Genomic DNA, 22,704 nt, shown 5'->3' with positions numbered 1-22,704 from the left:
CCTCGCCTGCGAACCCCGCGAAGCAGGACTCTGACGGGGGGCTTCTTTATCGATGCGGGTTAGGAATGCGCCAATAGCTCGGTCAGCTCACTGACCTGAGCAATTTCGCGCATGTCTTCTGGCATCTCGCGGATGCTCAGCGACTTGCCGGCCGCCTGAGCATCGCGCATGAAACACAGCAACAAGGATAGACCGACGCTGCTGGACTTGGTCACCGCTGAACAATCGACCACCAGAGACGCGGCCTTGCTCGCCTTGATCAACGCCTGCCCCTGCTCTCGCAAGCCTGGGCCGGTGCGGTAATCCAGCACGCCGCTGAGCCGCAGCTCGCCGGCTTCGTCCATCAGGACTGCCGACTCACTCATTGGGTTTGTTTCTCGGTGGATTGTTCAGCGGTTTCCTTGGCCTTGGCGACTTCCCCGGCCCAACCGTTGATGGTCTTGTCCAGGTCATTGCCATTGCGCTGCATCGCATCGGCGAACTGATCGCGGAACAATTTGCCGATGTTGATGCCGTTGATGATGACGTTACGCAGTTTCCACTCGCCACCGACCTTTTCCAGGGTGTAGGACACCGGATAGACCGCGCCATTGCTGCCTTTGACGGTCATGCCGACGCTGGTGCGCTCGCCCGACTCGTCCTTGGCAGGATCAACGGTGATGCCCTGATTGTTGTATTCGAGCAAGGCATTGCCATAGAACTGAAACAGACCCTTTTTGAAGTTTTCTTCAAAGGTCTTCATTTGCTCAGGCGTGGCCTTGCGCGAGTATTTGACCGTCATGATGCTCTTGGAAATACCCTCGGCATCCACGACAGGCCCGACAATGCTGTTGAGCGCCGCATAGAAATCCTGCGGATCCTGCTTGTACTTTTCTTTGTTTGCAGCCAGATCGGCCAGCAAACGGTTGGTGGTGTCCTGTACCAGTTCGTGCGCGGAAGGCGCCGCCGCGGCGTTAGCCATCAACGGCAAGGCCGCGAGTAATACCAACAGGCCACGTCGCAAGGTAGAGATCATTTAAACATTCCTCATTTGGCGTCTTTGCTAACGGTATTGAGAAGGAACTTGCCGATCAGGTCCTCGAGTACCAGCGACGACTGGGTATCGTGGATGGTCCCGCCATCCTTGAGCAGGGCTTCTTCCCCGCCCACGCTGATACCGATGTACTTCTCGCCCAGCAGGCCAGCGGTCAGGATAGATGCAGTGGAGTCGGCAGGCAGGTTATCTACGCGCTTTTCCAGTTGCATGGTCACTCGACCGGTGAAGCTGTCGCGGTCCAGATCGATTGCCGTGACCTTGCCGATGGTCACTCCGGCCATGGTCACTTTAGCTCTGACAGTCAAACCGGCGATATTGTCGAAATACGCATAAAGTTTATAAGTTTCGGTGCTCGGGCTCGGGGACAGGCCGCTGACCCGCAGCGCCAGCAACAGCAAAGCCAGGATGCCAGCCAGCAAGAAAAGGCCGACACCGATTTCCAGGGTGCGGTTTTGCATCAGAAATCTCCAAACATCAAGGCGGTCAAAATAAAGTCCAGGCCGAGGATTGCCAGAGAGGCATACACCACGGTCTTGGTAGTGGCACGACTGATCCCTTCGGAAGTGGGCTCGCAGTCATAGCCTTGGAATACGGCAATCCAGGTCACGACGAAGGCAAACACCATGCTTTTGATGATGCCGTTGAGCACATCGTCAGCAAAGGTCACGCTGTTTTGCATGTTCGACCAGTAGGAGCCTTCATAAACGCCCAGCCAGTCGACGGCTACCCACGAACCGCCCCAGATGCCCACCACGCTGAAGATCATCGCCAGCACCGGCAGGGAAATGAAGCCGGCCCACAGGCGTGGGGCAATGATGTACTTGAGCGGGTCGACCCCGATCATTTCCAGGCTGGACAACTGTTCGGTGGACTTCATGTTGCCGATCTCGGCGGTCAACGCCGAACCGGCACGCCCGGCAAACAGCAAGGCCGTCACCACCGGACCCAATTCGCGCAACAGGGTCAGCGCAACCATCTGCCCTACCGCCTGCTCCGAACCGTAGCTGGACAGGATATTGAAGCCCTGCAGCGCCAGCACCATACCGATGAAAATCCCGGAAACCACGATGATCACCAGCGACATCACGCCGACGGAATGAAGCTGCTTGACCAGCAGGCCGAAACCACCGCCGATGCCGCCGCGGCCGAGCAATGCGTGAAACAGGAACAGGGTCGAGCGACCGAACACCGCAACGGTGTCGATTCCGGCCAGACCGAACCGACGTACGCGTTCTATTAATGAAATTCTGCGCATCAGCGGCGCTTCCCCAGGAGATCTGCGCGGTAATCCGGCGCTGGAAAGTGGTACGGAACCGGGCCGTCGGGATCGCCAGTCATGAACTGACGGATGCGCGGGTCGTCCGATTTCATCAGTTCATCAGGCGTGCCCTGCCCCAATACCTGCCCATCACCCACCACATAGATGTAATCGGCAATGCTCGCCGTCTCGGCCAAGTCGTGGGAAACCACGATACTGGTGATCCCCAGCGCATCGTTGAGCAGGCGGATCAGGCGCACCAGCACCCCCATGGCGATAGGGTCCTGGCCGACGAAGGGCTCGTCATACATGAGAATCTGCGGATCAAGCGCAATCGCCCGCGCCAGCGCCACACGACGCTTCATGCCGCCGGACAGTTCGTCGGGCATCAGCTCGATGGCGCCACGCAAGCCAACGGCCTGCAATTTGAGCAGGACGATATCGCGGATCATCTCTTCCGGCAGCTGGGTATGAATGCGCAGCGGAAAGGCCACGTTCTCGAACACATCGAGATCGGTAAACAGCGCACCACTCTGAAATAGCACGCCCATGTGCTTGCGGGCATCGAACAGGTCGCTGCGCGAGAGCTTCGGCAGGTTCTGACCGTTGACCCAGACTTCGCCCTTGGTAGGTCGCAACTGCGCGCCCATCAACCGCAGCAGCGTAGTCTTGCCACACCCTGAAGGCCCCATGATGCCGGTGACCTTGCCGCGGGGAATACGGATATCGACGTTATTGAAAATGCTGCGCGCACCGCGCTTGAAGGTCAGTCCCTTCAGCTCGACCGCGTAGGCGTTATCGGCACTCATCTAAACTCCTTGCGATGCAGCCTCTCACTCGGACGCCTGACTTCCTGACGAAAGCACATACTCCCGGGCGGGCCGAACTGGCGGCGAACTATATCACTGCAAACGCCACGCGCCCAAGGTCATTGCCCGACCAAGTTCAGCAATATGAACAGCCAAACGCTTCATTTAGACGGATTAAGCAATAAGGAATGACAATGCGCGACGAACTTGCGTGAGGGTTTCGATCATAACCGCTATAATCGCCGCCTTTTCATCAGGCTAAACGATTTCCGACATGAGCCAATCCAGCGACCTGATTCAATCCGCCCAACGTACCATCCGCCTCGAAGTGGAAGCCGTACAAGGCTTGCTGCCGCACATCGACGCAGATTTCGTACGCGCTTGCGAAATGATTCTGGCCAGCAAAGGCCGCGTAGTCGTGGTCGGCATGGGCAAGTCCGGGCATATCGGCAGCAAGATCGCTGCAACCCTGGCCAGCACCGGCACCACGGCATTTTTTGTTCACCCGGCGGAAGCCAGTCACGGTGACATGGGCATGATCACACGCGACGACATCATCCTCGCGCTGTCGAACTCCGGCTCCACCAATGAAATCATCACCCTGCTGCCACTGATAAAGCGCCTGGGCATCCAACTGATCAGCGTGACAGGCAATCCCGATTCGCCGCTGGCCAAGGCCGCCGAGGTCAACCTCAATGTGCATGTCGAGCATGAAGCCTGCCCACTGAACCTGGCGCCCACCTCTTCGACTACCGCCGCGCTGGTCATGGGCGATGCCCTGGCCGTGGCCCTGCTGGAAGCCCGTGGGTTTACTGCCGAAGACTTCGCCTTTTCCCATCCCGGCGGCGCATTGGGCCGCCGCCTGCTGCTGAAAGTGGAAAACGTCATGCACGCCGGGCAAGAGCTGCCACAGGTTCAGCGCGGTACCCTGCTCAAGGATGCCCTGATGGAAATGACCCGAAAGGGACTGGGCATGACTGTAATCCTTGAAGCAGACGGCAAACTGGCCGGGATCTTCACCGACGGTGATTTGCGCCGCACCCTGGATCGCACAATCGATATCCACAGCGTCACCATCGATCAGGTCATGACCGCCCACGGCAAGACCGCCCGCGCCGAAATGCTCGCCGCCGAGGCCCTGAAAATCATGGAAGACCATAAAATCAACGCGCTGGTGGTGGTCGATGGCGAGGACCGCCCAGTCGGCGCCTTGAACATGCACGACTTGCTGCGCGCGGGAGTAATGTAATGAACACGGACCTGCTGAAGCGCGGCCAACAGATCAAACTGGCGGTGTTCGATGTCGACGGCGTCCTCACCGACGGACGCCTGTACTTCCTCGAAGACGGCAGCGAATTCAAGACGTTCAACACCCTCGATGGCCAGGGCATCAAGATGCTGATGGCCGCCGGCGTCCAGACAGCCATTATCAGCGGCCGCAAGACCCCGGTGGTCGAGCGGCGAGCGAAGAACCTCGGCATTCCACACCTGTACCAGGGACGCGAAGACAAATTGGTGGTGCTTGACGAGCTACTTGGCCAACTCAACCTAAGCTATGAACAGGTTGCCTACCTTGGCGACGACCTGCCTGATCTGCCGGTGATTCGCCGCGTAGGCTTGGGAATGGCAGTCGCCAATGCCGCCAGTTTCGTGCGCGAACACGCCCATGGCATCACCCAGGCCCGCGGCGGCGAAGGTGCCGCCCGCGAATTCTGCGAATTGATCCTGCGCGCCCAGGGCCGCCTCGATGCGGCCAATGCCGCGTACCTGTGAGCCAGACATGCTGAGCAAAAAGATTCGCAACATCCTGGTATTCGGTTGCATCGCGGCGATTTTCGCCGCGGTCGGCTACTGGAACATCAGCCCGGAACGCTTCCTCGACAAGCCTGCTGTGCAAGTCGACAACAGCGCAATCGACTATTACGCCATCAATGCCCACAGCGTGCAGTTCCTGCCAGATGGCAAACTGCAATACGAAATGACGTCGGACAAGGTCGAACACCTCAAAGCCACCCAAGTGACCTTGCTGACCAATCCCGACCTGAACATGTTCCGCGGTACCGAGTTCCCGTGGCACGTCCAGAGCGAAAAGGGTGAAGTCAACCCCGATGGCACACAGGTCGAACTGATCGATTCGGTACGCATCACGCGTTTCGACGAGAAAAACCGCAGGACCCTGATTACCACCACTCGCATGACAGTGTTCCCGCAGCAGCAATATGCGCAGACCGAGCAACCCGTTAGAATCGACGGCGCTGGTGGCGTATCGACAGGCAACGGAATGAAAGCGTACTTGAAAGAAAGCAGGATACACCTGCTCTCGAACGTAAGAGGACAGTATGAGGCTCGTTAAAACCCTCCCTATTTTGCTCAGTCTGGGCGCGGCACTGGGAAGCGTGAGCGCCTGGGCTCTGCCGGATGACCAACAGCAGCCTATCCGCATTCAGGCCGACGACGCCCAGCTGGACGACAAGAACGGTATCGCCACCTACACGGGCGACGTGATCATCACCCAAGGCTCGATGAAGGTCACAGGCAACAAAGTGACCATGACCCGCGCATCTAACGGCGATATCGATGTGGTGACGTCGGTGGGCAACCTCGCCTACTTCGAACAAGTGCAAACCGCGGGCGATGCCAAGCCTGTTCAAGGCTGGGGCGTGACCATCCAGTATCATGCAACGCAAAACCGCGTTGTGCTGATCGATCGCGCCAAAGTCGTCGACAAGGACAACAACGTCACCCAGGGCGAAAAAATCGTCTACGACACCGTTAAAAAGCTGGCCAGCGCCGGTCGCGCCACAGGCAGCAAAGTCACCGAAGCGCGCCCACGCATCGACATGGTGATCCAGCCGAAAAAGAAAACCGACGAGCAAAAGGCCCAGTAATGGCAACTCTGAAAGCTCAGCATCTGGCCAAGAGCTACAAGAGCCGCCAGGTCGTGCGTGACGTGAGCCTGTCCATCGACAGCGGTCAGATCGTCGGCCTGCTTGGCCCCAACGGCGCCGGCAAGACCACCTGCTTCTACATGATCGTAGGCCTGGTAAGGGCCGATCAGGGCCGCGTCCTGATCGACGACCTGGACGTCAGCCACCAGCCTATGCACGGTCGCGCGAAGGCCGGTATCGGCTATCTGCCGCAAGAAGCGTCGATCTTCCGCAAACTGTCGGTGGCCGACAACATCATGGCCATCCTCGAGACCCGCAAGGAACTCGACAAGGCCGATCGTCGCCAGGAGTTGGAAAGCCTGCTGCAGGAGTTCCACATCAGCCACATCCGCGACAACCTCGGCATGAGCCTGTCCGGTGGCGAACGCCGCCGCGTGGAAATCGCCCGCGCACTGGCCACCAACCCGAAATTCATCCTGCTCGACGAACCCTTCGCCGGCGTGGACCCGATTTCGGTGGGCGACATCAAACAGATCATCCACCACCTCAAGGCCAAGGGCATTGGCGTGCTGATCACTGACCACAACGTCCGTGAAACCCTGGATATCTGCGAAACAGCCTATATCGTCAACGATGGCCAACTGATCGCCGAAGGCGACTCCGACACCATCCTGGCCAACGATCTGGTCAAGGAAGTGTACCTGGGCCATGAGTTCCGCCTGTAAGCACTGAGCTGGCTAGTCGACCGAGCGCTTGTCTCGATAAAAATCAATACTTTTTTATTGTTACAGCGCTCTAGGCAAGCACCGCAACTTCGGGCATATAATTTGCTTATGTTTGGCGCTCCGGCGCCCCTGTAGTGGATGGCGCATGTGCGCCGGCGAATAAGGTGTTAAGCCCCTGCCATGAAACCATCGCTAGTCTTGAGAATGGGCCAGCAGCTGACGATGACACCGCAGCTGCAACAGGCCATCCGCCTGCTCCAATTGTCGACCCTGGACCTGCAGCAGGAAATCCAGGAGGCCCTGGAGTCCAATCCGATGCTCGAGCGCCAGGAAGAAGGCGACGACTTCGACAACACCGACCCCTTGGCCGACAACGCCGAACAGAAGCCCAACACCGACATCCAGGAACCCTCCTACCAGGAAAGCGCGCCGACGGTTGATAACCTCGACGAAGGCGACTGGAACGAACGCATCCCCAACGAACTTCCTGTCGATACGGCATGGGAAGACGTCTACCAGACCAGCGCCAGCAACCTTCCCAGCAACGATGATGACGAGTGGGACTTCACCACCCGCACATCAGCCGGTGAAAGCCTTCAAAGCCACTTGCTCTGGCAGCTGAACCTGGCCCCGATGTCCGACACTGACCGGCTGATTGCCGTGACCCTGATCGACTGCATCAACAATCAGGGCTATCTGGACGAAACGCTCGAGGAAATCCTCGAAGCCTTCGATCCGGAACTGGACATCGAACTGGACGAGATCGAAGCCGTCCTGCACCGCATCCAGCAATTCGAACCCGCCGGCATCGGCGCCCGTAACCTGGGTGAATGCCTGTTGCTGCAATTGCGCCAGCTGCCTGCCAAAACACCCTGGCTGGCCGAGGCCAAACGCCTGGTCACCGATTACATCGACTTGCTCGGCAGCCGTGACTACAGCCAGCTGATGCGCCGCATGAAGCTCAAGGAAGACGAACTGCGCCAGGTCATCGAACTGGTCCAGAGCCTCAATCCGCGCCCGGGCTCGCAGATCGAGTCCACCGAAGCCGAATATGTGGTCCCGGACGTGATCGTGCGCAAGGACAACGAGCGCTGGCTGGTAGAGCTCAACCAGGAGTCTGTGCCACGACTGCGGGTCAACGCCCAGTACGCAGGCTTCGTGCGCCGCGCCGATACCAGTGCCGACAACACCTTCATGCGCAATCAGCTGCAGGAAGCCCGCTGGTTCATCAAGAGCCTGCAAAGCCGCAACGAAACCCTGATGAAAGTAGCCACCCAGATCGTCGAGCATCAGCGCGGCTTCCTGGAGTATGGCGACGAGGCGATGAAGCCGTTGGTCCTGCATGACATCGCTGAAGCGGTCGGCATGCACGAGTCGACGATCTCACGGGTGACCACGCAGAAATTCATGCATACCCCCCGGGGTATTTATGAACTGAAATACTTTTTCTCCAGTCACGTCAGCACCTCCGAAGGCGGCGAATGCTCGTCCACGGCGATCCGCGCGATCATCAAAAAACTGGTTGCCGCGGAAAATCAGAAAAAGCCGTTGAGTGACAGCAAGATCGCTGGTTTACTGGAGGCACAAGGCATTCAGGTGGCTCGCCGCACCGTCGCCAAGTACCGCGAATCCCTCGGGATCGCGCCTTCGAGCGAACGCAAGCGATTGATGTAGAGCCACGCCACAGCGTTCCAGTGGCAGATCATCTGATCTGCCGCTTTATGCACTGGCAACGAAGGAGAAGCTGTATGCAAGTCAACATCAGTGGACACCAACTGGAAGTGACCGAACCTCTTCGCACCTACATCGGCGAAAAACTCGAACGATTGGAGCGACATTTCGACAAGATCACCAACGTGCAGGTCACGATGACGGTCGAAAAGCTGAAGCAGAAAATCGAAGCCACGCTGCATATTCCCGGCAATGAAGTGGTCGCGAACGCGGAACATACCGATATGTACGCGGCGATCGACGCCTTGACCGACAAGCTGGATAAACAACTCAAAAAGCATAAGGAAAAGACCCAGAGCCTCCTCCAGGGCGCTACCGGTCGTTAACACTCCCAACCCATGATCCGACTTGAAAGCATCCTGACCCCCGGCCGTTCCCTGGTGAACGTGCCGGGCGGCAGTAAAAAGAAAGCCCTAGAGCAAATTGCCAACCTTATCCATCGCGAAGTGCCGGATCTGGAGATGCAAGATGTCTTCGAGGCTTTGATCGCCCGCGAAAAACTCGGCTCGACCGGTTTTGGCAACGGCATCGCCATTCCTCATTGCCGCCTCAAGGGATGCAATGCGCCCATCAGCGCCTTGATGCACCTGGATGCCCCTATAGATTTCGACGCCATCGACGGCGCGCCGGTTGACCTGCTGTTTGTGCTACTGGTCCCGGAAGCCGCCACCGATGCGCACCTTGAGTTGTTGCGCCAGATTGCCAGCATGCTCGACCGCAAGGACGTGCGCGACAAACTGCGCAGCGCCCCGAGCAATCAAGCCTTGTATCAGGTTGTCCTGGACGAGCAAAACGGGCAGTAATCATGCGCTTGATCATCGTCAGCGGCCGATCCGGCTCAGGTAAAAGCACCGCCCTCGATGTGCTCGAGGACAACGGCTACTACTGCATCGACAACCTGCCTGCCGGGTTGCTGCCGGAACTGGCCGAACGTGCGTTGATTCATACCGAGCTGTCACAGCCGCTGGTTGCCGTATCCATCGATGCGCGCAACCTGCCAAGCCATCTATCGCGGTTTCCCGAGCTGCTGGAAGAAGTACGCAGCCGTCACATCCAGTGCGATGTGCTGTATCTGGATGCCGACGAAGAAACCCTGCTCAAACGCTTCTCGGAAACCCGCCGTCGCCACCCGCTGAGCAGCGCCAATCGCTCGCTGGCCGAAGCAATCACCGACGAAACGAGCCTGCTCGGCCCCATTGCCGACCTGGCCGATCTCAAGATCAATACCACCAACCTGAACCTGTATCAGCTGCGCGATACCATCAAGCTGCGCCTGCTGAACCAGCCGGAGCCAGGAACAGCGTTCCTGGTGGAGTCTTTCGGCTTCAAGCGCGGCATGCCGGTCGACGCCGACCTGGTGTTCGATGTGCGCTGCTTGCCCAACCCTTACTGGAAACCGGAGTTACGCGCGCAGTCCGGACTTGATCAGCCGGTGGCCGAGTACCTGGCGGCACAGCCGGATGTCGAAGAGATGTTCCAGGACATCTCCACGTACCTGCTCAAATGGCTACCCCGCTTTGCTGCCAGCAACCGCGCGTATGTCACCATTGCCATCGGTTGCACCGGCGGGCATCACCGCTCTGTCTACCTGACCGAACGTCTGGGCAAGACCCTGCAGCAATCCCTGAAGAACGTCCAGGTCCGCCACCGCGACCTCAGCTAAAGGATTCACATCGCGATGCCTGCTCTGGAAATCGAAATCATCAATAAGCTGGGCTTGCATGCCCGGGCGTCTGCAAAGTTCGTTGGGGTTGCCGGCCAATTCAAGGAATGCACGATCAGGGTTGGACGCACACCAGAATCCACCGTCGACGGCAAAAGCATCATGGCCATGATGATGCTCGCCGCCGGCAAGGGCACCAAAATCCATCTGAGCACGGAAGGCGAACAGGCACAGGAGGCGATGGAAGCACTGGTGGCCTTGATCAACAATTACTTCGACGAAGGCGAGTAAACGCCGCGGCTTTGTGGCGAGCGCCGCATCCATCACCTTCATCAAGCAAAACAGCGCTCTTGTTTCTGTGTTGCCCGGGATTGCGTGAAGAACCAAAAAAAGGCGTGCCACCCATTGGGTGGCACGCCTTTTTGTATCACGGGAAGAATTAACTGCCCGCTACGGTCATCCGCTCGATCAACACCGAACCGGTGCGGATGTTGCTGCGAAGTTCGAGATCATTACCGACCGCGACAATCTGTTTGAACATGTCACGCATGTTGCCGGCGATAGTCACCTCCTGGACCGCGAACTGGATTTCACCGTTCTCGACCCAGTAACCCGCCGCGCCACGGGAATAATCGCCGGTGACCATGTTCAAGCCCTGGCCCATCAGCTCGGTCACCAACAGCCCGCGGCCCATGCGTCGCAGCAAGGCCGCCTGATCTTCATCTCCATGGGTGACGAACAGATTATGCACGCCGCCGGCATTCGCGGTGCTCGGCATGCCGAGTTTGCGACCGGAGTAGGTGCCCAGCACGTAAGACACCAACTCGCCTTTTTCGACGAACGGCTTGGCGTAGGTTGCCAGGCCATCACCATCGAACGCCGCACTGCCCAAGGCACGCATCAGGTGCGGACGTTCATCGATGGTCAACCACTCCGGAAACAGCTTCTGCCCCAGGGTGCCTTCGAGGAACGAGGATTTGCGGTACAGGCTGCCACCGGAAATCGCCGACAGGAAACTGCCGAACAGGCCACCGGCCAGCTCGGCAGAAAACAGCACCGGTACTTCGCAGGTGGGTACCGGACGCGCGCCCAGGCGACTCGCCGCCCGTTGCGCGGCACGCTGGCCGATGCTCACCGGATCCGTCAGCAAATTGCCCTGACGGTTCACGTCGTACCAGTAATCACGCTGCATCTGGCCATCGGCCTCGGCGATCATCACGCAGCTCAGGCTGTGCCGGGTCGATGCATAACCGCCGATAAACCCGTGGCTGTTGCCGTACACACGGCAGCCTTGATGCGTACTCAGGGTAGTGCCATCGGCGTTCTTGATCCGTGCGTCGGCATCGAATGCCGCCGCTTCGCAGAGCAAGGCTTTTTCGATGGCTTGCTCCGGGGTGATGTCCCATTCGTGGAAAAGATCGAAATCCTGCAGGTCCCTGGCCATCAGTGCCGCATCGGCCAGGCCCGAGGCTTCGTCTTCAGAGGTGTGTTTGGCGATGGCCAGTGCCGCCGCGACGGTTTCACGAATCGCCTCCGGACCACTGGCCGAAGTGCTGGCCGAGCCCTTGCGCTGGCCGACGTACAAGGTGATGCCGAAGCCCTGATCGCGGTTGAATTCAACGGTTTCGACTTCACGCTGGCGCACCGAGGTCGACAGGCCCTGCTCCAGGGATACCGCCACCTCACAGGCACTGGCGCCCTGGCGCTTGGCTTCAGCGATGATCTGCTCGACCTGTTCTTGCAGTGCCGGCAATGCTTGTGGGCCGACGCTTTCAACTGCACTCATGCTGTTCTCCACTCAAATTCTGCTTTCGGTGACGGTCATCGAGCGACCGGGCCGGACAAGCGGCCCCCGACTGGTTATCATGGCGGCGTTTCTTTGCGGACGGCCACCATGGTTGATTCTTACGACGACTCCCTCGATACGGGAGAAAAAAGCAAATCCCAGGTCAAACGCGAGCTGCATGCTCTGGTTGACCTCGGCGAGCGCCTCACAACACTCAAGCCTGACTTGCTGGCAAAACTGCCCTTGACCGACGCCTTGCGCCGGGCCCTGGCCGATGCGCCCAAGCACACTGCGAACATCGCGCGTAAACGGCACCTTCAGTTCATCGGCAAACTGATGCGCGATCAGGACACTGACGCCATTCTGGTTTTGCTCGATCAACTCGATGCCTCCACTCGCCAGTACAACGAGCGCTTCCATAACCTGGAGCGCTGGCGTGATCGCCTGATAGCCGGTGACGATGCCGTTCTGGAAAAATTCGTCGTCGACTACCCTGACGCCGATCGCCAGCAACTGCGTTCACTGATCCGTCAGGCACAGCACGAGGTTGCACAAAACAAGCCTCCTGCTTCCAGCCGTAAAATCTTCAAGTACATCCGTGAGCTGGACGAGACTCAACGCGGCCTGCGTTGAATCCCGGACCGGGTGAGTCGCCGCGCGACTCACCCGCAGCTCCATCCTTACGAGCCCGTGCCACCCACGGTAATCGCATCAATCTTCAGCGTTGGCTGGCCGACACCCACCGGCACCGACTGCCCATCCTTGCCGCATGTCCCCACGCCGCTGTCCAGCGCCAGATCGTTGCCGACCATCGACACTTTGCTCATGGCTTCCGGGCCGTTGCCGATCAAGGTCGCTCCTTTGACTGGGGCGGTGATCTTGCCATCTTCGATCAGGTACGCCTCGCTGGTGGAAAACACGAACTTGCCGCTGGTGATATCGACCTGACCACCGCCGAGGTTCGCGCAGTAGATGCCCCTCTTCACCGAAGCGATGATTTCCGCCGGGTCGCTTTCGCCGGCCAGCATGTAGGTGTTGGTCATGCGTGGCATCGGCAAATGCGCATAGGATTCGCGACGCCCGTTACCGGTGCGGGCCACGCCCATCAGCCGTGCATTGAGCTTGTCCTGCATATAACCCTTGAGCACACCGTTTTCGATCAGTGTGGTGCACTCGGTCGGGGTGCCTTCATCATCAACGCTCAATGAGCCACGACGCCCGGACAAGGTGCCGTCGTCGACAATGGTGCAAAGTTTGGAGGCAACCCTCTCGCCCATGCGCCCGCTATAAGCCGAGCTGCCCTTGCGATTGAAGTCGCCTTCCAGGCCATGTCCAACCGCTTCGTGCAACAGCACGCCCGACCAACCGGAGCCGAGTACCACCGGCAAGGTACCGGCCGGCGCAGGAATGGCTTCCAGATTGACCAGCGCCTGACGCAACGCTTCACGGGCATAGCTCATGGCGCGGTCTTCGGCGAGGAAGTAACGGTAATCGGTACGACCGCCACCACCATGGCCACCGCGCTCGCGACGGCCATTCTGCTCGACGATCACGCTGACGTTGAAACGCACCAGTGGCCGCACATCCGCCGCCAGACCACCATCGGTAGACGCCACCAGAATTCGTTCCCAGACACCGGCCATGCTCACGGTGACTTGCTGGATACGCGGATCGAGCGCGCGAGTGGCGGCATCGATGCGCTTGAGCAGATCGACTTTCTCGGCACGGCTCAGCACTTCCAGGGGATTGTCCGGCGCGTACAACTGCGCGACATCCTGGGAGGTGAATGCTTGCACCGTGCCGTTCTGCCCGGCTCGGGAGATTGAGCGGGCCGCACGGGACGCAGCGCCCAGGGCTTCCAGGGTGATCGCATTGCTGTAGGCAAAACCGGTTTTTTCACCCGATTGCGCCCGCACTCCTACACCCTGATCAAGGTTGAAGTTGCCTTCCTTGACGATGCCGTCTTCCAGCGCCCAGGACTCGGAAATCTGCCCCTGGAAATACAGGTCGGCGGCATCGATACCCGGCCCGGCCAGATCACCGAGCACACTTTGCAGGTTTTCGATCGTTACGCCACCAGGCGCCAGGAGGTGTTCACTGACTGAGGACAACAACTCGCTCATATGTTTTACGCCTTAAATTCGTCGTTCTGATGCAGGTCGCTGCGCGCCCTGCGAGAAAAAGCGCCGGTGACTGGACACCGGCATCCGCGCCCTGATGGACGCCTGTTCGCTGCTGTCACGTTCGGCCAGCAGCACGGCCTCGCCTTGATCCTGTTGCGCCAGCACTCGACCCCATGGATCGACAATGGCCGCATGCCCCCAGGTTTCCCGAGGCCCCGGATGCGTCCCACCCTGGGCAGCCGCTAGCACATAACACTGGGTTTCGATGGCCCTTGCGCGAATCAGCACATCCCAGTGCGCGGCGCCAGTCACGGCGGTAAAGGCCGACGGCGCGGTAATCAGTTCCGCGCCGGCAGCGCGTAATTCACTGTAGAGCTCCGGAAAGCGCAAGTCATAACAAACCGTCAGACCGACTCGCCCCACCGGCGTGTCCGCCACCACGACCCCACTGCCATAAGCATAGTCATCGGATTCGCGATAACGGCCGCGATTGTCCGCCACGTCCACGTCGAACAGGTGCAGTTTGTCGTAGCGCGCCACCGTTTCGCCTTGATCATTCACCAGCAACGAACAGGCGTGCACTTTGGCCGTCGGTTGATCCACCGGCGGTAACGGCAAAGTACCGGCCACTATCCATAATTTGAGGTCACGGGCGGTCTGTTTCAACCAAGGCAGGATCAGGCCTTCGCCCAACGCCTCGGCGCGACCGATGTCGGCGATATCACGGCGGCCCATGGCGGCGAAGTTTTCCGGCAGCACAGCCAGCACGGCACCCGCCGCCGCTGCCTGTTCAAGCAGGCGACGCGCCTGAACGAGGTTGGCCGGCACATCGCTCTGGCTGACCATTTGAATCACCGCTACAGACATGGCGTGCTCCAACTTCGCTTTTCACAAGGGCAGGCCGCCATGCTACTCCATAGCCTCGGTGAGTGGCTGTGCAAAAAAGAACTCAAAAAGGCTTGTCGTAGGTGATTTTCGGATCTTTCCATGGCCCTTTGACGGTGTATTTCACGCTGGCGAAACGGGCGACGCGATCGCCGATCAACTTGTCGATCAGGAACAGCGCCCCGCCAATGGCAGGTGCACCGACGATCAGGGCGGCAATCGGCAAGTTGTTGGTCACCGGCAAGGTCACCAGCAATTTGGCATCGATCTGATCACCGACCAGGTTCAGGGTACCGTTGAGTTCAACATTGCTCGATGGCCCCGTCATCTGGATCGGTTCGCGGGTCACGTACACGCCGTTGGTCGCCACCAGCAGCCCTTTGACCCGGTCATAGCTCAAGCCTTTGCCAAACAGGTCGGAGAAGTCCAGGCGCAAACGCCGGCCAATGGAGTTGAAGTTGAGCAAGCCAAACACCCGCAACGCCTGGGCACCGCCTTCGACTTCAACAAACTGACCTTCCTTCATCGAAGCATCGAGGGTGCCGGAAAAACGCTTGGACGCCAGCCAGGCCGGTGAGCCGGGCCAACGGCCATCGACATCCATATGGAACTCCTGACTGGTGACACTTGGCGCAAAGCCCCAGCCCTTGAGCACGTCCGCGAGGTTCTTGCCGCTGATCCGCCCCTTGTACCAGCTTGTGCTGGAGCCGGGTACACCTTCCCAGCCGCCGCTGCCCTGCAACAGAATGCCTTTGAGGCCCATGTCCAGTGAGTTCAGAGCAATGCCCTTGGCCGTCGGGCGCACTTTCAGCGACCAGGCTCCCACCAGGTCATTGCCTTGGTACAGCTGATTGATGGTGATATCCATCGCCGGGATCTTGGTCGGGTCAACCGAGGCCAGCGGGTCCGGCGAGTTCTCATCGGCCAGCACCGTCGGGTCCGGTGCCGGCAGACGCACGGTTTGCAGGTTGATCACCATCGGTGCGGCTTTCGCATCAGGGAAGCTGGCGTTGCCCTTGACCTGCTGGCTGTCGAGCTGCAGGGCCCAGGCGGTCGGTTTACGGGTCAACTGCACCGATGCCTGATCCAGCGTGGTGCCGAGAGCACTGAGCTTGCCGACCTTGATATCCGCGCCGCTGAGCAACTGTTTGGCACTGCCGCCGGGATCTTGCCCGGCATACTTGTTCACCAGATCCTGCCACGGCCCGACGTCCAGTTCCGACAGCACACCGCGCACTCGCAGCCCCTTGGCACCGGGCAACACCGCATTGCCGTTGCCCAGAAACAACTCACCACGACCGTTGGCGATGTTGCCGGTCGGTGCGGCAAAGGTGAAGTTCGCCAGTTCGCCGTAGTTCACCCAATAGCGTCGCTCCGCGCCTTGCAGCGTCATGCGGAACGTCGTGTCACGCCCCGCATCCGCCGTCAGGCCGAATGGCGCTGGCAAGTCCACGGTCACGCCCTTGAGACTGGAGTTGACCATCAGCTGGCTATCAGCGCCATCGAGGGTCAGTTGCAACTGGTAGGGGATCACGCCGCTGACCGGCAACGGCTGGGTAACACTCAGCCACTCCGTGAGTTTTTTGACTTCGACCTGCCCCGAAGCGTTGACCCGGGTGTTGAGCTTGCCTTCGCGTCCATCGGCGAAAATCTGCGCGCTTACCGGTTTGTCGAACGCTCGGGCGGTGATGTTTTGCCCACTCAAACCTTTGGTACTGTCGAAGCGGAAATCGCCCTTGAGCTGCGTCAGCTCCAGGGAAGGCTCGGCCAGTTTCAAGCGGGCCTTGGCCGTCTTGAAGTCCACCAGGATCTTCGGTTGCTCGCCCTTGGCCAACGGAATGTCAAGCTTGAGTTTGCCTTGCAGATCACCCTCGCCTTCCCAGCCGGCAAAGGTCTCGGCTGTGCCGATCGGCGCTGTTTGAAGAATTTTCAGACCGTCGCCCAAACCTCCGGCAAACGTCCCGTCGAGAAACAGGTGGGAGCTTTGACCTTGCGGCACATGGGGAATGTTGACGTAAATATCGCGGACCTGGGTATCGAGCAGTTGTCCCTTGCTGGCCAGGATCCGTACACCGCTGTCTTCAACGAACACGTCACCGGAAACCTTGCTGACATGGGGCCAGCCCGGCTGGAAGGCCAACTCGGCATCGTGCACCTTGAAAAACAGACTGATACTGCGCGCTGTCTCGGCTGCGCCGTGGTTCAACGACCCCTGGTACTGGAAGAAGCCCTGATCCACCGCACCTTTGAGAATCGCCGTGCGCAACCATTCGTCCAGCGCCGGGCTGAGGACCGCCGGCAGGTACTTGGCGGTGTAACGACCGTCACCCTCCACCAGACCGACCCGCAGGTCCATGTAGTCTTCCTGTGTGTGGTCGAAATGCAGGCGGATCAGGAAATCGCCGGCGATCTTGCCCTCTTCGCCCAGCACTTTCAGGTACGGCGCGATCAGGGTGAAGCCTTCTTTGTCGAGCTTCCAGGTCAGGCGGGCATTGGCCTGAATGTACTGCCATGGCTTGGCGAAAATCGGATCCAGGTGCAGCATGAAATCCTTGCTGGCCATGCGCAACTCGCCCTGCCCAAGGTCACCGCTGATGCTGCCCGTGACGTTTCGCGCCGCTGGCGCGCCGTGATAGGCGTCGAAACCGACCCGGTCGAGGTTGGCGGCAAAGCTGAATTTTCTGTCATCCGTGGCATTGGGCCGCACATCGATCAGGACATTGCGCAGCCCGCCGGTGACCTTGAGTCGCTCGACCACCGTGGCAAGGCCTTCAGGCAGTGGCGCCAGGGCATTGAGCAGCGGCGTGAGCGGGGTCAGTTCGAGGCGGTCCGCCTGCAAATGCCAGAGCGGCTCTGAATTGTCAGTGGCTGTGGTTTGCTTGAACTGCAGGCGCGATTCCCAACGGGTCTCGCCAAGGTTCATCGCCAGGGAATCCACCGTCACCAGCATGCCTTCGGCGTTGCGCTGAAAATAGCCATTGAGCGCCAGATTGTTGATCTGGACCGGTTTGCGTTCGGCATAGGCGCCCTTGAGTTGCGGCGCATTCAAACGCACCGCAGCGCTTTGCAGCTCGCCCTTGCCCCAGGTCGCCCACAGCTCACCGCCGGCCTTGATCTCGGAAAAATTCCATTGCTGGCTGATGCTCTCGGGCAGCCATTTCGACCAGTCGCTTTGCGGCAGGCTCAGGTAAACCTGGGCTTCAGCCTCCTTCCATTGGCTGGCGCGTATGCGCGTGCGCAGGCTCATGGCCAGCGGTTGCCCATCAGGCAACGTCAGGCGCGCATCGAGTCGCTGACGCGTGACACCGGTTTTCAGATTCAGGCCGACGTAGGTCAGCGTCAGTGGCGACGCCCCCCATGGTTGCAAGGTGATCTGGCTGTCGAGCACCGACAACTGCTGGAGCATCTGCATGCGATTGAGCAACTGCTGCGGGTCAAGGGGCTGATCGTCCTTCACCGGCAAGCCTTCCAGCGCCCACTGGCCATCATCGCCTTGCTTGAGGCTGATCTTCAGGCCGTTGAGTTCCAGATGGGCGATGCGCACTTCGCGCGCCAATACACTGCCCCAAAGATCCGGCACTACCCGTACATGCTCCAGGTGCAGGGCGTTCGCGCCCTCGCCCACTGTGACATCGTGAACCGACAAAATAGGCGCGAAACCACTCCAGCTGCCTTTCAACTCGCCGATTTGCAGTGGCATACCCAAGGCCTCACTGGCCCTGGTTTCGATTTCGACACGGTATTCGGCCACCAGCGGCGCCAGTTCCCGGCCAAGGCTGACGTACAACGCCATCAATACCAAAACCAACGCGCACAGGCCCAGACCCCAGCGGGTCAATGCGGCCAAAATGCGTGTCAGACGCTCCATGTCAGTTGGCTCCCATGGCAAAAGTTCTGCGAAAAGCTGAGGCCAGCCGTTGAGGAAAAATCAGGACGTAGCGGTTCAGAGCAGCACCACGTCGTATTGTTCCTGGGAATACATGGTTTCCACCTGGAACCGAATGGTGCGCCCGATGAACCCTTCAAGCTCGGCGACGTTGCCCGACTCTTCATCGAGCAGGCGATCGACAACTTTCTGGTTCGCCAATACACGATAGCCTTCCGCCTGATAGGCGCGAGCCTCGCGGAGAATTTCGCGGAAGATTTCGTAGCAAACGGTTTCCGGGGTCTTCAACTTGCCGCGGCCCTGGCAACTGGTACACGGTTCGCACAACACTTGCTCGAGGCTTTCACGGGTGCGCTTGCGCGTCATCTGTACCAGGCCCAACTCGGTGATGCCGATGATGTTGGTTTTGGCGTGATCACGCTCCAATTGCTTCTCCAGCGTACGCAGCACCTGACGCTGGTGTTCTTCATCTTCCATGTCGATGAAGTCGATGATGATGATCCCGCCCAGGTTGCGCAGTCGCAGTTGGCGAGCGATGGCGGTCGCGGCTTCGAGGTTGGTCTTGAAGATGGTTTCTTCCAGGTTGCGATGACCGACGAACGCCCCGGTGTTGACGTCGATGGTACTCATGGCTTCCGCCGGATCCACCACCAGGTAACCACCGGACTTGAGCGGAACTTTACGTTCCAGGGCTTTCTGGATTTCGTCTTCGACGCCGTACAGGTCGAAAATCGGCCGCTCGCCGGGGTAGTGCTCCAGACGATCGGCGATCTCCGGCATCAGTTCGGCGACGAATTGCGTGGTTTTCTGGAAGGTTTCCCGTGAGTCGATGCGAATCTTCTCGATTTTCGGGCTCACCAGATCACGCAGGGTGCGCAACGCCAGACCGAGATCCTCATAGATCACGCTTGGTGCGCTGATGGTCAAAATCTGGGCATTGATCTGATCCCAGAGCCTGCGCAGGTAGCGGATGTCCATGAGGATTTCGTCGGCCCCGGCACCTTCGGCCGCCGTACGAAGGATAAAACCGCCGGCCTCCTTGATGCCTTCCTTGGCGACGCAATCGCTGACCACTTGCTTGAGGCGCTCGCGCTCGGCTTCGTCTTCGATCTTCAGCGATATGCCGACATGCGCGGTGCGCGGCATGTACACCAGATAGCGCGACGGGATCGACAACTGGGTCGTCAACCGCGCGCCCTTGGAGCCGATCGGGTCCTTGGTGACTTGCACCACCAGGCTCTGACCTTCATGCACCAGGGCGCTGATGCTCTCCACCGCCGGACCTTCACGCAGGGAAATTTCCGAAGCATGAATGAACGCGGCACGATCCAGGCCGATATCGACAAATGCCGCCTGCATGCCCGGCAATACCCGCACGACTTTGCCTTTATAGATGTTGCCGACGATCCCGCGCTTTTGCGTGCGCTCGACATGGACCTCTTGCAGGACACCGTTTTCGACCACCGCCACGCGTGATTCCATCGGCGTGATGTTGATCAGAATCTCTTCACTCATGGCAGGATCTCGTTCAGGCATTTTCACGATAATGGCCGCATCTGGTCAGTACGACGCTTAACGCGCGTTATGGGTTTGCCAACAGGGTATGCCGAAATGGCCGAGCAGTTCCGCGGTTTCGCACAGCGGCAGTCCAACCACCGCCGAGTAACTTCCATCGAGCCCGGCGACAAACACCGCACCCAAACCTTGAATTCCATACCCACCTGCCTTGTCCCGCGGCTCGCCGCTGGCCCAGTAGGCCACCGCCTCGTTGCTGTCGATGGGGCGAAACCGCACCACACTGCGCACCACCCGCGACTCGCAACGCGCACCTTCGAGCAGTGCAATCGCCGTCAGGACTTCATGTTCTTTACCGGACAACATGTTCAGCATGGCGCAAGCGTCAGCTTCATCAACCGGTTTGCCGAGAATTTTGCCGTCAAGCACGACAGCGGTATCGGCGCCCAGCACGCAGAAAGGCGCGTTGGACACCACCGAATCGCGCCCGGCCGCAGCCTTGCCGCGCGCGAGACGCTCGACATAGGCCGAAGGCGATTCATGAGTCAGAGGGGTTTCATCGATGTCCGCACTGATGGCGGTGAAAGGCACGCCGATCTGCGTGAGCAGTTCACGCCGACGCGGCGAGTTAGAGGCGAGGTACAGCCGTTTCATCAAGACATCTCCCTGTCAAATTGGAGGCAAATGCCTGACCGAATTAGTTGATTTTGTAGCGTCGGCGCAATCCGCGCAAAGCGAAGCTGATCCACGGCCAAAGTAATGCGCTGACCAGTGCCGGCAATACCAGCGCCAGCGTTGGCTGACGGTTGCCGGTCAGCGCGCTGAGCCATAGTTGAACAAGCTGCGCGAGGCCGAAGATCACCAGGATCACCAGGCTCTGCTGCCACATCGGGAACATCCGCAGACGTTGTTGCAGTGCCAGCACCAGGTAGGTGATGAGTGTCAGGATCAAAGCGTTCTGGCCCAGCAGCGTGCCATACAGCACGTCTTCAGCCAGGCCCAGGCACCACGCGGTGACCATACCGATTTTCTGCGGCAGGGCCAACGCCCAGAACGCCAGCAGCAGGGCCAGCCACAGCGGGCGAAGGATTTCCATGAATTGCGGCAGCGGCGAAACGCTGAGCAGCAGGCCGATGGCGAACGTCAGCCAGACCATCCAGCCGTTTCGTGAAGCTTTGACACCGACCATTATTCTCGTCCCCCAGTGGTAGCCGGCGCGGAGACAGGCGGTTTGGCAGCAGGCTTCACGGCAGCGGGTTGAGCCGCCGGAGGCTTGGCAGCGGCGGGATGGGTGGCGACAGGCTTGGCCGCAGTGGCGGCAGCAGGAGCCGTTGTCGGGGCTACCGGTGCAGCCGGCGCCGCAACGGCGGCCGGAACAATGGCGGGTTTCGGCACGGTCGCCGGAATAATCGGCCCGCCGCCCTGAGCATCCAGAGACTCTTGAGCCTGTGCCGCATCATTGGCACGCTCTTCAGCGGTACGGTTGTCGCTGAACACCAACAGCAGGTAACGGCTGCGATTCAAGGCTGCGGTCGGCACCGCGCGGACAATGGCGAACGGCTGGCCGGAGTCGTGGATGACTTCCTTGACCGTGGCCACCGGGTAACCCGCAGGGAAACGCTGCCCCAGGCCGGAGCTGACCAGCAAATCGCCTTCCTTGATGTCAGCGGTATCCGCCACGTGACGCAGTTCGAGGCGTTCCGGGTTGCCGGTGCCGCTGGCGATCGCCCGCAGGCCGTTGCGGTTGACCTGCACTGGAATGCTGTGGGTGGAATCGGTCAGCAGCAGGACGCGGGAGGTATAGGGCATCAACTCGACCACCTGCCCCATCAGGCCGCGGGCATCGAGTACCGGCTGACCGAGGACTACACCGTCACGCTCACCTTTGTTGATGATGATGCGGTGGGTAAACGGGTTAGGGTCCATGCCGATCAATTCGGCCACTTCGACCTTTTCATTGACCAGTGCCGAGGAGTTGAGCAACTCGCGCAGCCGAACATTCTGCTCGGTCAGGGAAGCAAGCTTTTGCATGCGCCCCTGCAACAGCAGGTTTTCGCTCTTGAGTTTCTCGTTTTCGGCGACGAGCTCGGTCCGGCTGCCAAACTGGCTGGCCACACCCTGCCATAGCCGCTGCGGCAGGTCGGTGATCCAGTAAGACTGCATCAGCACCAGCGACATCTGGCTACGCACTGGCTTGAGCAGTGTGAAGCGGGCATCGAACACCATCAGCGCGACCGAAAGCACGACCAGCACCAACAAGCGCACGCCCAGTGAGGGACCCTTGGTGAAAAGCGGTTTAATAAGCCGCTCCTCCCAGGCAAATATTCTCTTTATTCATACGGCATCAAACCGGCCTGGATACAGACTGACAGAAGATAAACGCGAACAGGCAGCACTGC

24 protein-coding genes are annotated in these 22,704 nt (G+C 59.6%); 11 read left to right on the top strand and 13 right to left on the bottom strand.

Translation table 11 applies throughout. The annotated features are described in order from the left end of the window. Nucleotides 1-59 precede the first annotated feature (59 nt). Genes AC07ZE_RS04960 through AC07ZE_RS04940 form a run of 5 tightly spaced genes read right to left on the bottom strand, consistent with a single transcriptional unit; the run spans nt 60 to nt 3,103 of the window. Nucleotides 60-365 carry an STAS domain-containing protein gene (locus tag AC07ZE_RS04960; protein ID WP_207261846.1) on the bottom strand — a complete coding sequence of 102 codons (306 nt, stop codon included), beginning with the start codon at nt 363-365 and terminating at the stop codon, nt 60-62. After that, the gene (locus AC07ZE_RS04955; RefSeq protein WP_207261844.1) at nt 362-1,015 is read right to left on the bottom strand and encodes an MlaC/ttg2D family ABC transporter substrate-binding protein; all 654 of its coding nucleotides are present in this window, start codon (nt 1,013-1,015) and stop codon (nt 362-364) included. Before AC07ZE_RS04955 ends, AC07ZE_RS04960 begins: the two co-directional genes overlap by 4 nt. Nucleotides 1,016-1,026: 11 nt before the next feature. Next, nucleotides 1,027-1,494: an outer membrane lipid asymmetry maintenance protein MlaD gene (gene mlaD / locus AC07ZE_RS04950; protein ID WP_008054374.1), complete on the bottom strand. Its 468-nt coding sequence runs from the start codon at nt 1,492-1,494 to the stop codon at nt 1,027-1,029. Continuing rightward, nucleotides 1,494-2,291: a lipid asymmetry maintenance ABC transporter permease subunit MlaE gene (mlaE, locus tag AC07ZE_RS04945; RefSeq protein WP_095193902.1), complete on the bottom strand. Its 798-nt coding sequence runs from the start codon at nt 2,289-2,291 to the stop codon at nt 1,494-1,496. Before mlaE ends, mlaD begins: the two co-directional genes overlap by 1 nt. Next, nucleotides 2,291-3,103, bottom strand: a complete 813-nt coding sequence (locus tag AC07ZE_RS04940) for an ATP-binding cassette domain-containing protein (protein ID WP_207261842.1) — start codon at nt 3,101-3,103, stop codon at nt 2,291-2,293. Before AC07ZE_RS04940 ends, mlaE begins: the two co-directional genes overlap by 1 nt. A gap of 274 nt (nt 3,104-3,377) precedes the next feature. Here AC07ZE_RS04940 and AC07ZE_RS04935 point away from each other — a divergent pair, with 274 nt between their 5' ends. The 10 genes from AC07ZE_RS04935 (at nt 3,378) to AC07ZE_RS04890 (ending at nt 10,401) form a co-directional block, all read left to right on the top strand. Then, on the top strand, nt 3,378-4,352 hold the full coding sequence (locus AC07ZE_RS04935; protein WP_095193904.1) for a KpsF/GutQ family sugar-phosphate isomerase: 975 nt from the start codon (nt 3,378-3,380) through the stop codon (nt 4,350-4,352). After that, nucleotides 4,352-4,876, top strand: coding sequence for a KdsC family phosphatase (locus tag AC07ZE_RS04930; protein ID WP_137806219.1), 525 nt, complete (start codon nt 4,352-4,354; stop codon nt 4,874-4,876). Before AC07ZE_RS04935 ends, AC07ZE_RS04930 begins: the two co-directional genes overlap by 1 nt. A gap of 7 nt (nt 4,877-4,883) precedes the next feature. Further along, on the top strand, nt 4,884-5,456 hold the full coding sequence (gene lptC, locus AC07ZE_RS04925; protein WP_207261833.1) for an LPS export ABC transporter periplasmic protein LptC: 573 nt from the start codon (nt 4,884-4,886) through the stop codon (nt 5,454-5,456). Beyond that, nucleotides 5,443-5,991, top strand: coding sequence for a lipopolysaccharide transport periplasmic protein LptA (gene lptA / locus AC07ZE_RS04920; RefSeq protein ID WP_207261831.1), 549 nt, complete (start codon nt 5,443-5,445; stop codon nt 5,989-5,991). Before lptC ends, lptA begins: the two co-directional genes overlap by 14 nt. Then, nucleotides 5,991-6,716: an LPS export ABC transporter ATP-binding protein gene (gene lptB, locus AC07ZE_RS04915; RefSeq protein WP_095193908.1), complete on the top strand. Its 726-nt coding sequence runs from the start codon at nt 5,991-5,993 to the stop codon at nt 6,714-6,716. The genes lptA and lptB overlap by 1 nt, the downstream gene beginning before the upstream one ends. A 180-nt stretch (nt 6,717-6,896) precedes the next feature. After that, entirely contained in the window at nt 6,897-8,390 is a 1,494-nt protein-coding gene (locus AC07ZE_RS04910; protein ID WP_207261822.1) for an RNA polymerase factor sigma-54, read from the top strand. 74 nt (nt 8,391-8,464) lie between these two features. Beyond that, entirely contained in the window at nt 8,465-8,773 is a 309-nt protein-coding gene (gene hpf, locus AC07ZE_RS04905; RefSeq protein ID WP_007941242.1) for a ribosome hibernation-promoting factor, HPF/YfiA family, read from the top strand. 12 nt (nt 8,774-8,785) lie between these two features. Then, nucleotides 8,786-9,250: a PTS IIA-like nitrogen regulatory protein PtsN gene (gene ptsN, locus AC07ZE_RS04900; protein WP_095193909.1), complete on the top strand. Its 465-nt coding sequence runs from the start codon at nt 8,786-8,788 to the stop codon at nt 9,248-9,250. Nucleotides 9,251-9,252: 2 nt separating this feature from the next. Then, the gene (gene rapZ / locus AC07ZE_RS04895) at nt 9,253-10,110 is read left to right on the top strand and encodes an RNase adapter RapZ (RefSeq protein WP_207261820.1); all 858 of its coding nucleotides are present in this window, start codon (nt 9,253-9,255) and stop codon (nt 10,108-10,110) included. Between the two features lie 15 nt (nt 10,111-10,125). Continuing rightward, nucleotides 10,126-10,401: an HPr family phosphocarrier protein gene (locus tag AC07ZE_RS04890; protein ID WP_207261818.1), complete on the top strand. Its 276-nt coding sequence runs from the start codon at nt 10,126-10,128 to the stop codon at nt 10,399-10,401. A gap of 148 nt (nt 10,402-10,549) precedes the next feature. Here the strand turns inward: AC07ZE_RS04890 and pmbA are convergent, their stop codons facing one another. After that, nucleotides 10,550-11,896 carry a metalloprotease PmbA gene (gene pmbA / locus AC07ZE_RS04885; RefSeq protein WP_207261816.1) on the bottom strand — a complete coding sequence of 449 codons (1,347 nt, stop codon included), beginning with the start codon at nt 11,894-11,896 and terminating at the stop codon, nt 10,550-10,552. Nucleotides 11,897-12,004: 108 nt separating this feature from the next. Here pmbA and yjgA point away from each other — a divergent pair, with 108 nt between their 5' ends. Further along, nucleotides 12,005-12,529, top strand: a complete 525-nt coding sequence (gene yjgA / locus AC07ZE_RS04880) for a ribosome biogenesis factor YjgA (RefSeq protein WP_008054354.1) — start codon at nt 12,005-12,007, stop codon at nt 12,527-12,529. A gap of 47 nt (nt 12,530-12,576) precedes the next feature. Here yjgA and tldD read toward each other — a convergent pair whose 3' ends face one another. The 7 genes from tldD to mreC all read right to left on the bottom strand — a co-directional run bounded on the left by tldD (nt 12,577) and on the right by mreC (nt 22,606). Then, on the bottom strand, nt 12,577-14,019 hold the full coding sequence (gene tldD, locus AC07ZE_RS04875) for a metalloprotease TldD (RefSeq protein ID WP_207261814.1): 1,443 nt from the start codon (nt 14,017-14,019) through the stop codon (nt 12,577-12,579). 12 nt (nt 14,020-14,031) lie between these two features. Continuing rightward, the gene (locus tag AC07ZE_RS04870) at nt 14,032-14,886 is read right to left on the bottom strand and encodes a carbon-nitrogen hydrolase family protein (RefSeq protein WP_207261806.1); all 855 of its coding nucleotides are present in this window, start codon (nt 14,884-14,886) and stop codon (nt 14,032-14,034) included. A gap of 82 nt (nt 14,887-14,968) precedes the next feature. Then, nucleotides 14,969-18,772, bottom strand: coding sequence for a YhdP family protein (locus AC07ZE_RS04865; RefSeq protein ID WP_207261804.1), 3,804 nt, complete (start codon nt 18,770-18,772; stop codon nt 14,969-14,971). Nucleotides 18,773-18,847: 75 nt separating this feature from the next. Continuing rightward, nucleotides 18,848-20,305 carry a ribonuclease G gene (gene rng / locus AC07ZE_RS04860; protein WP_095193921.1) on the bottom strand — a complete coding sequence of 486 codons (1,458 nt, stop codon included), beginning with the start codon at nt 20,303-20,305 and terminating at the stop codon, nt 18,848-18,850. A gap of 57 nt (nt 20,306-20,362) precedes the next feature. Continuing rightward, a complete protein-coding gene (locus tag AC07ZE_RS04855) occupies nt 20,363-20,959 on the bottom strand; it encodes a Maf family protein (RefSeq protein ID WP_207261802.1) in 597 nt (198 codons plus the stop codon). Between the two features lie 43 nt (nt 20,960-21,002). Next, nucleotides 21,003-21,494 carry a rod shape-determining protein MreD gene (gene mreD / locus AC07ZE_RS04850; protein ID WP_207261800.1) on the bottom strand — a complete coding sequence of 164 codons (492 nt, stop codon included), beginning with the start codon at nt 21,492-21,494 and terminating at the stop codon, nt 21,003-21,005. Then, on the bottom strand, nt 21,494-22,606 hold the full coding sequence (gene mreC / locus AC07ZE_RS04845; RefSeq protein WP_207267762.1) for a rod shape-determining protein MreC: 1,113 nt from the start codon (nt 22,604-22,606) through the stop codon (nt 21,494-21,496). The genes mreD and mreC overlap by 1 nt, the downstream gene beginning before the upstream one ends. Nucleotides 22,607-22,704: the final 98 nt, after the last annotated feature.

Source organism: Pseudomonas sp. GW101-3H06 (assembly GCF_059424605.1).
The sequence above is the reverse complement of the archived record's forward strand: the minus strand, read 5'-3'. Positions and strand labels throughout refer to the sequence as shown.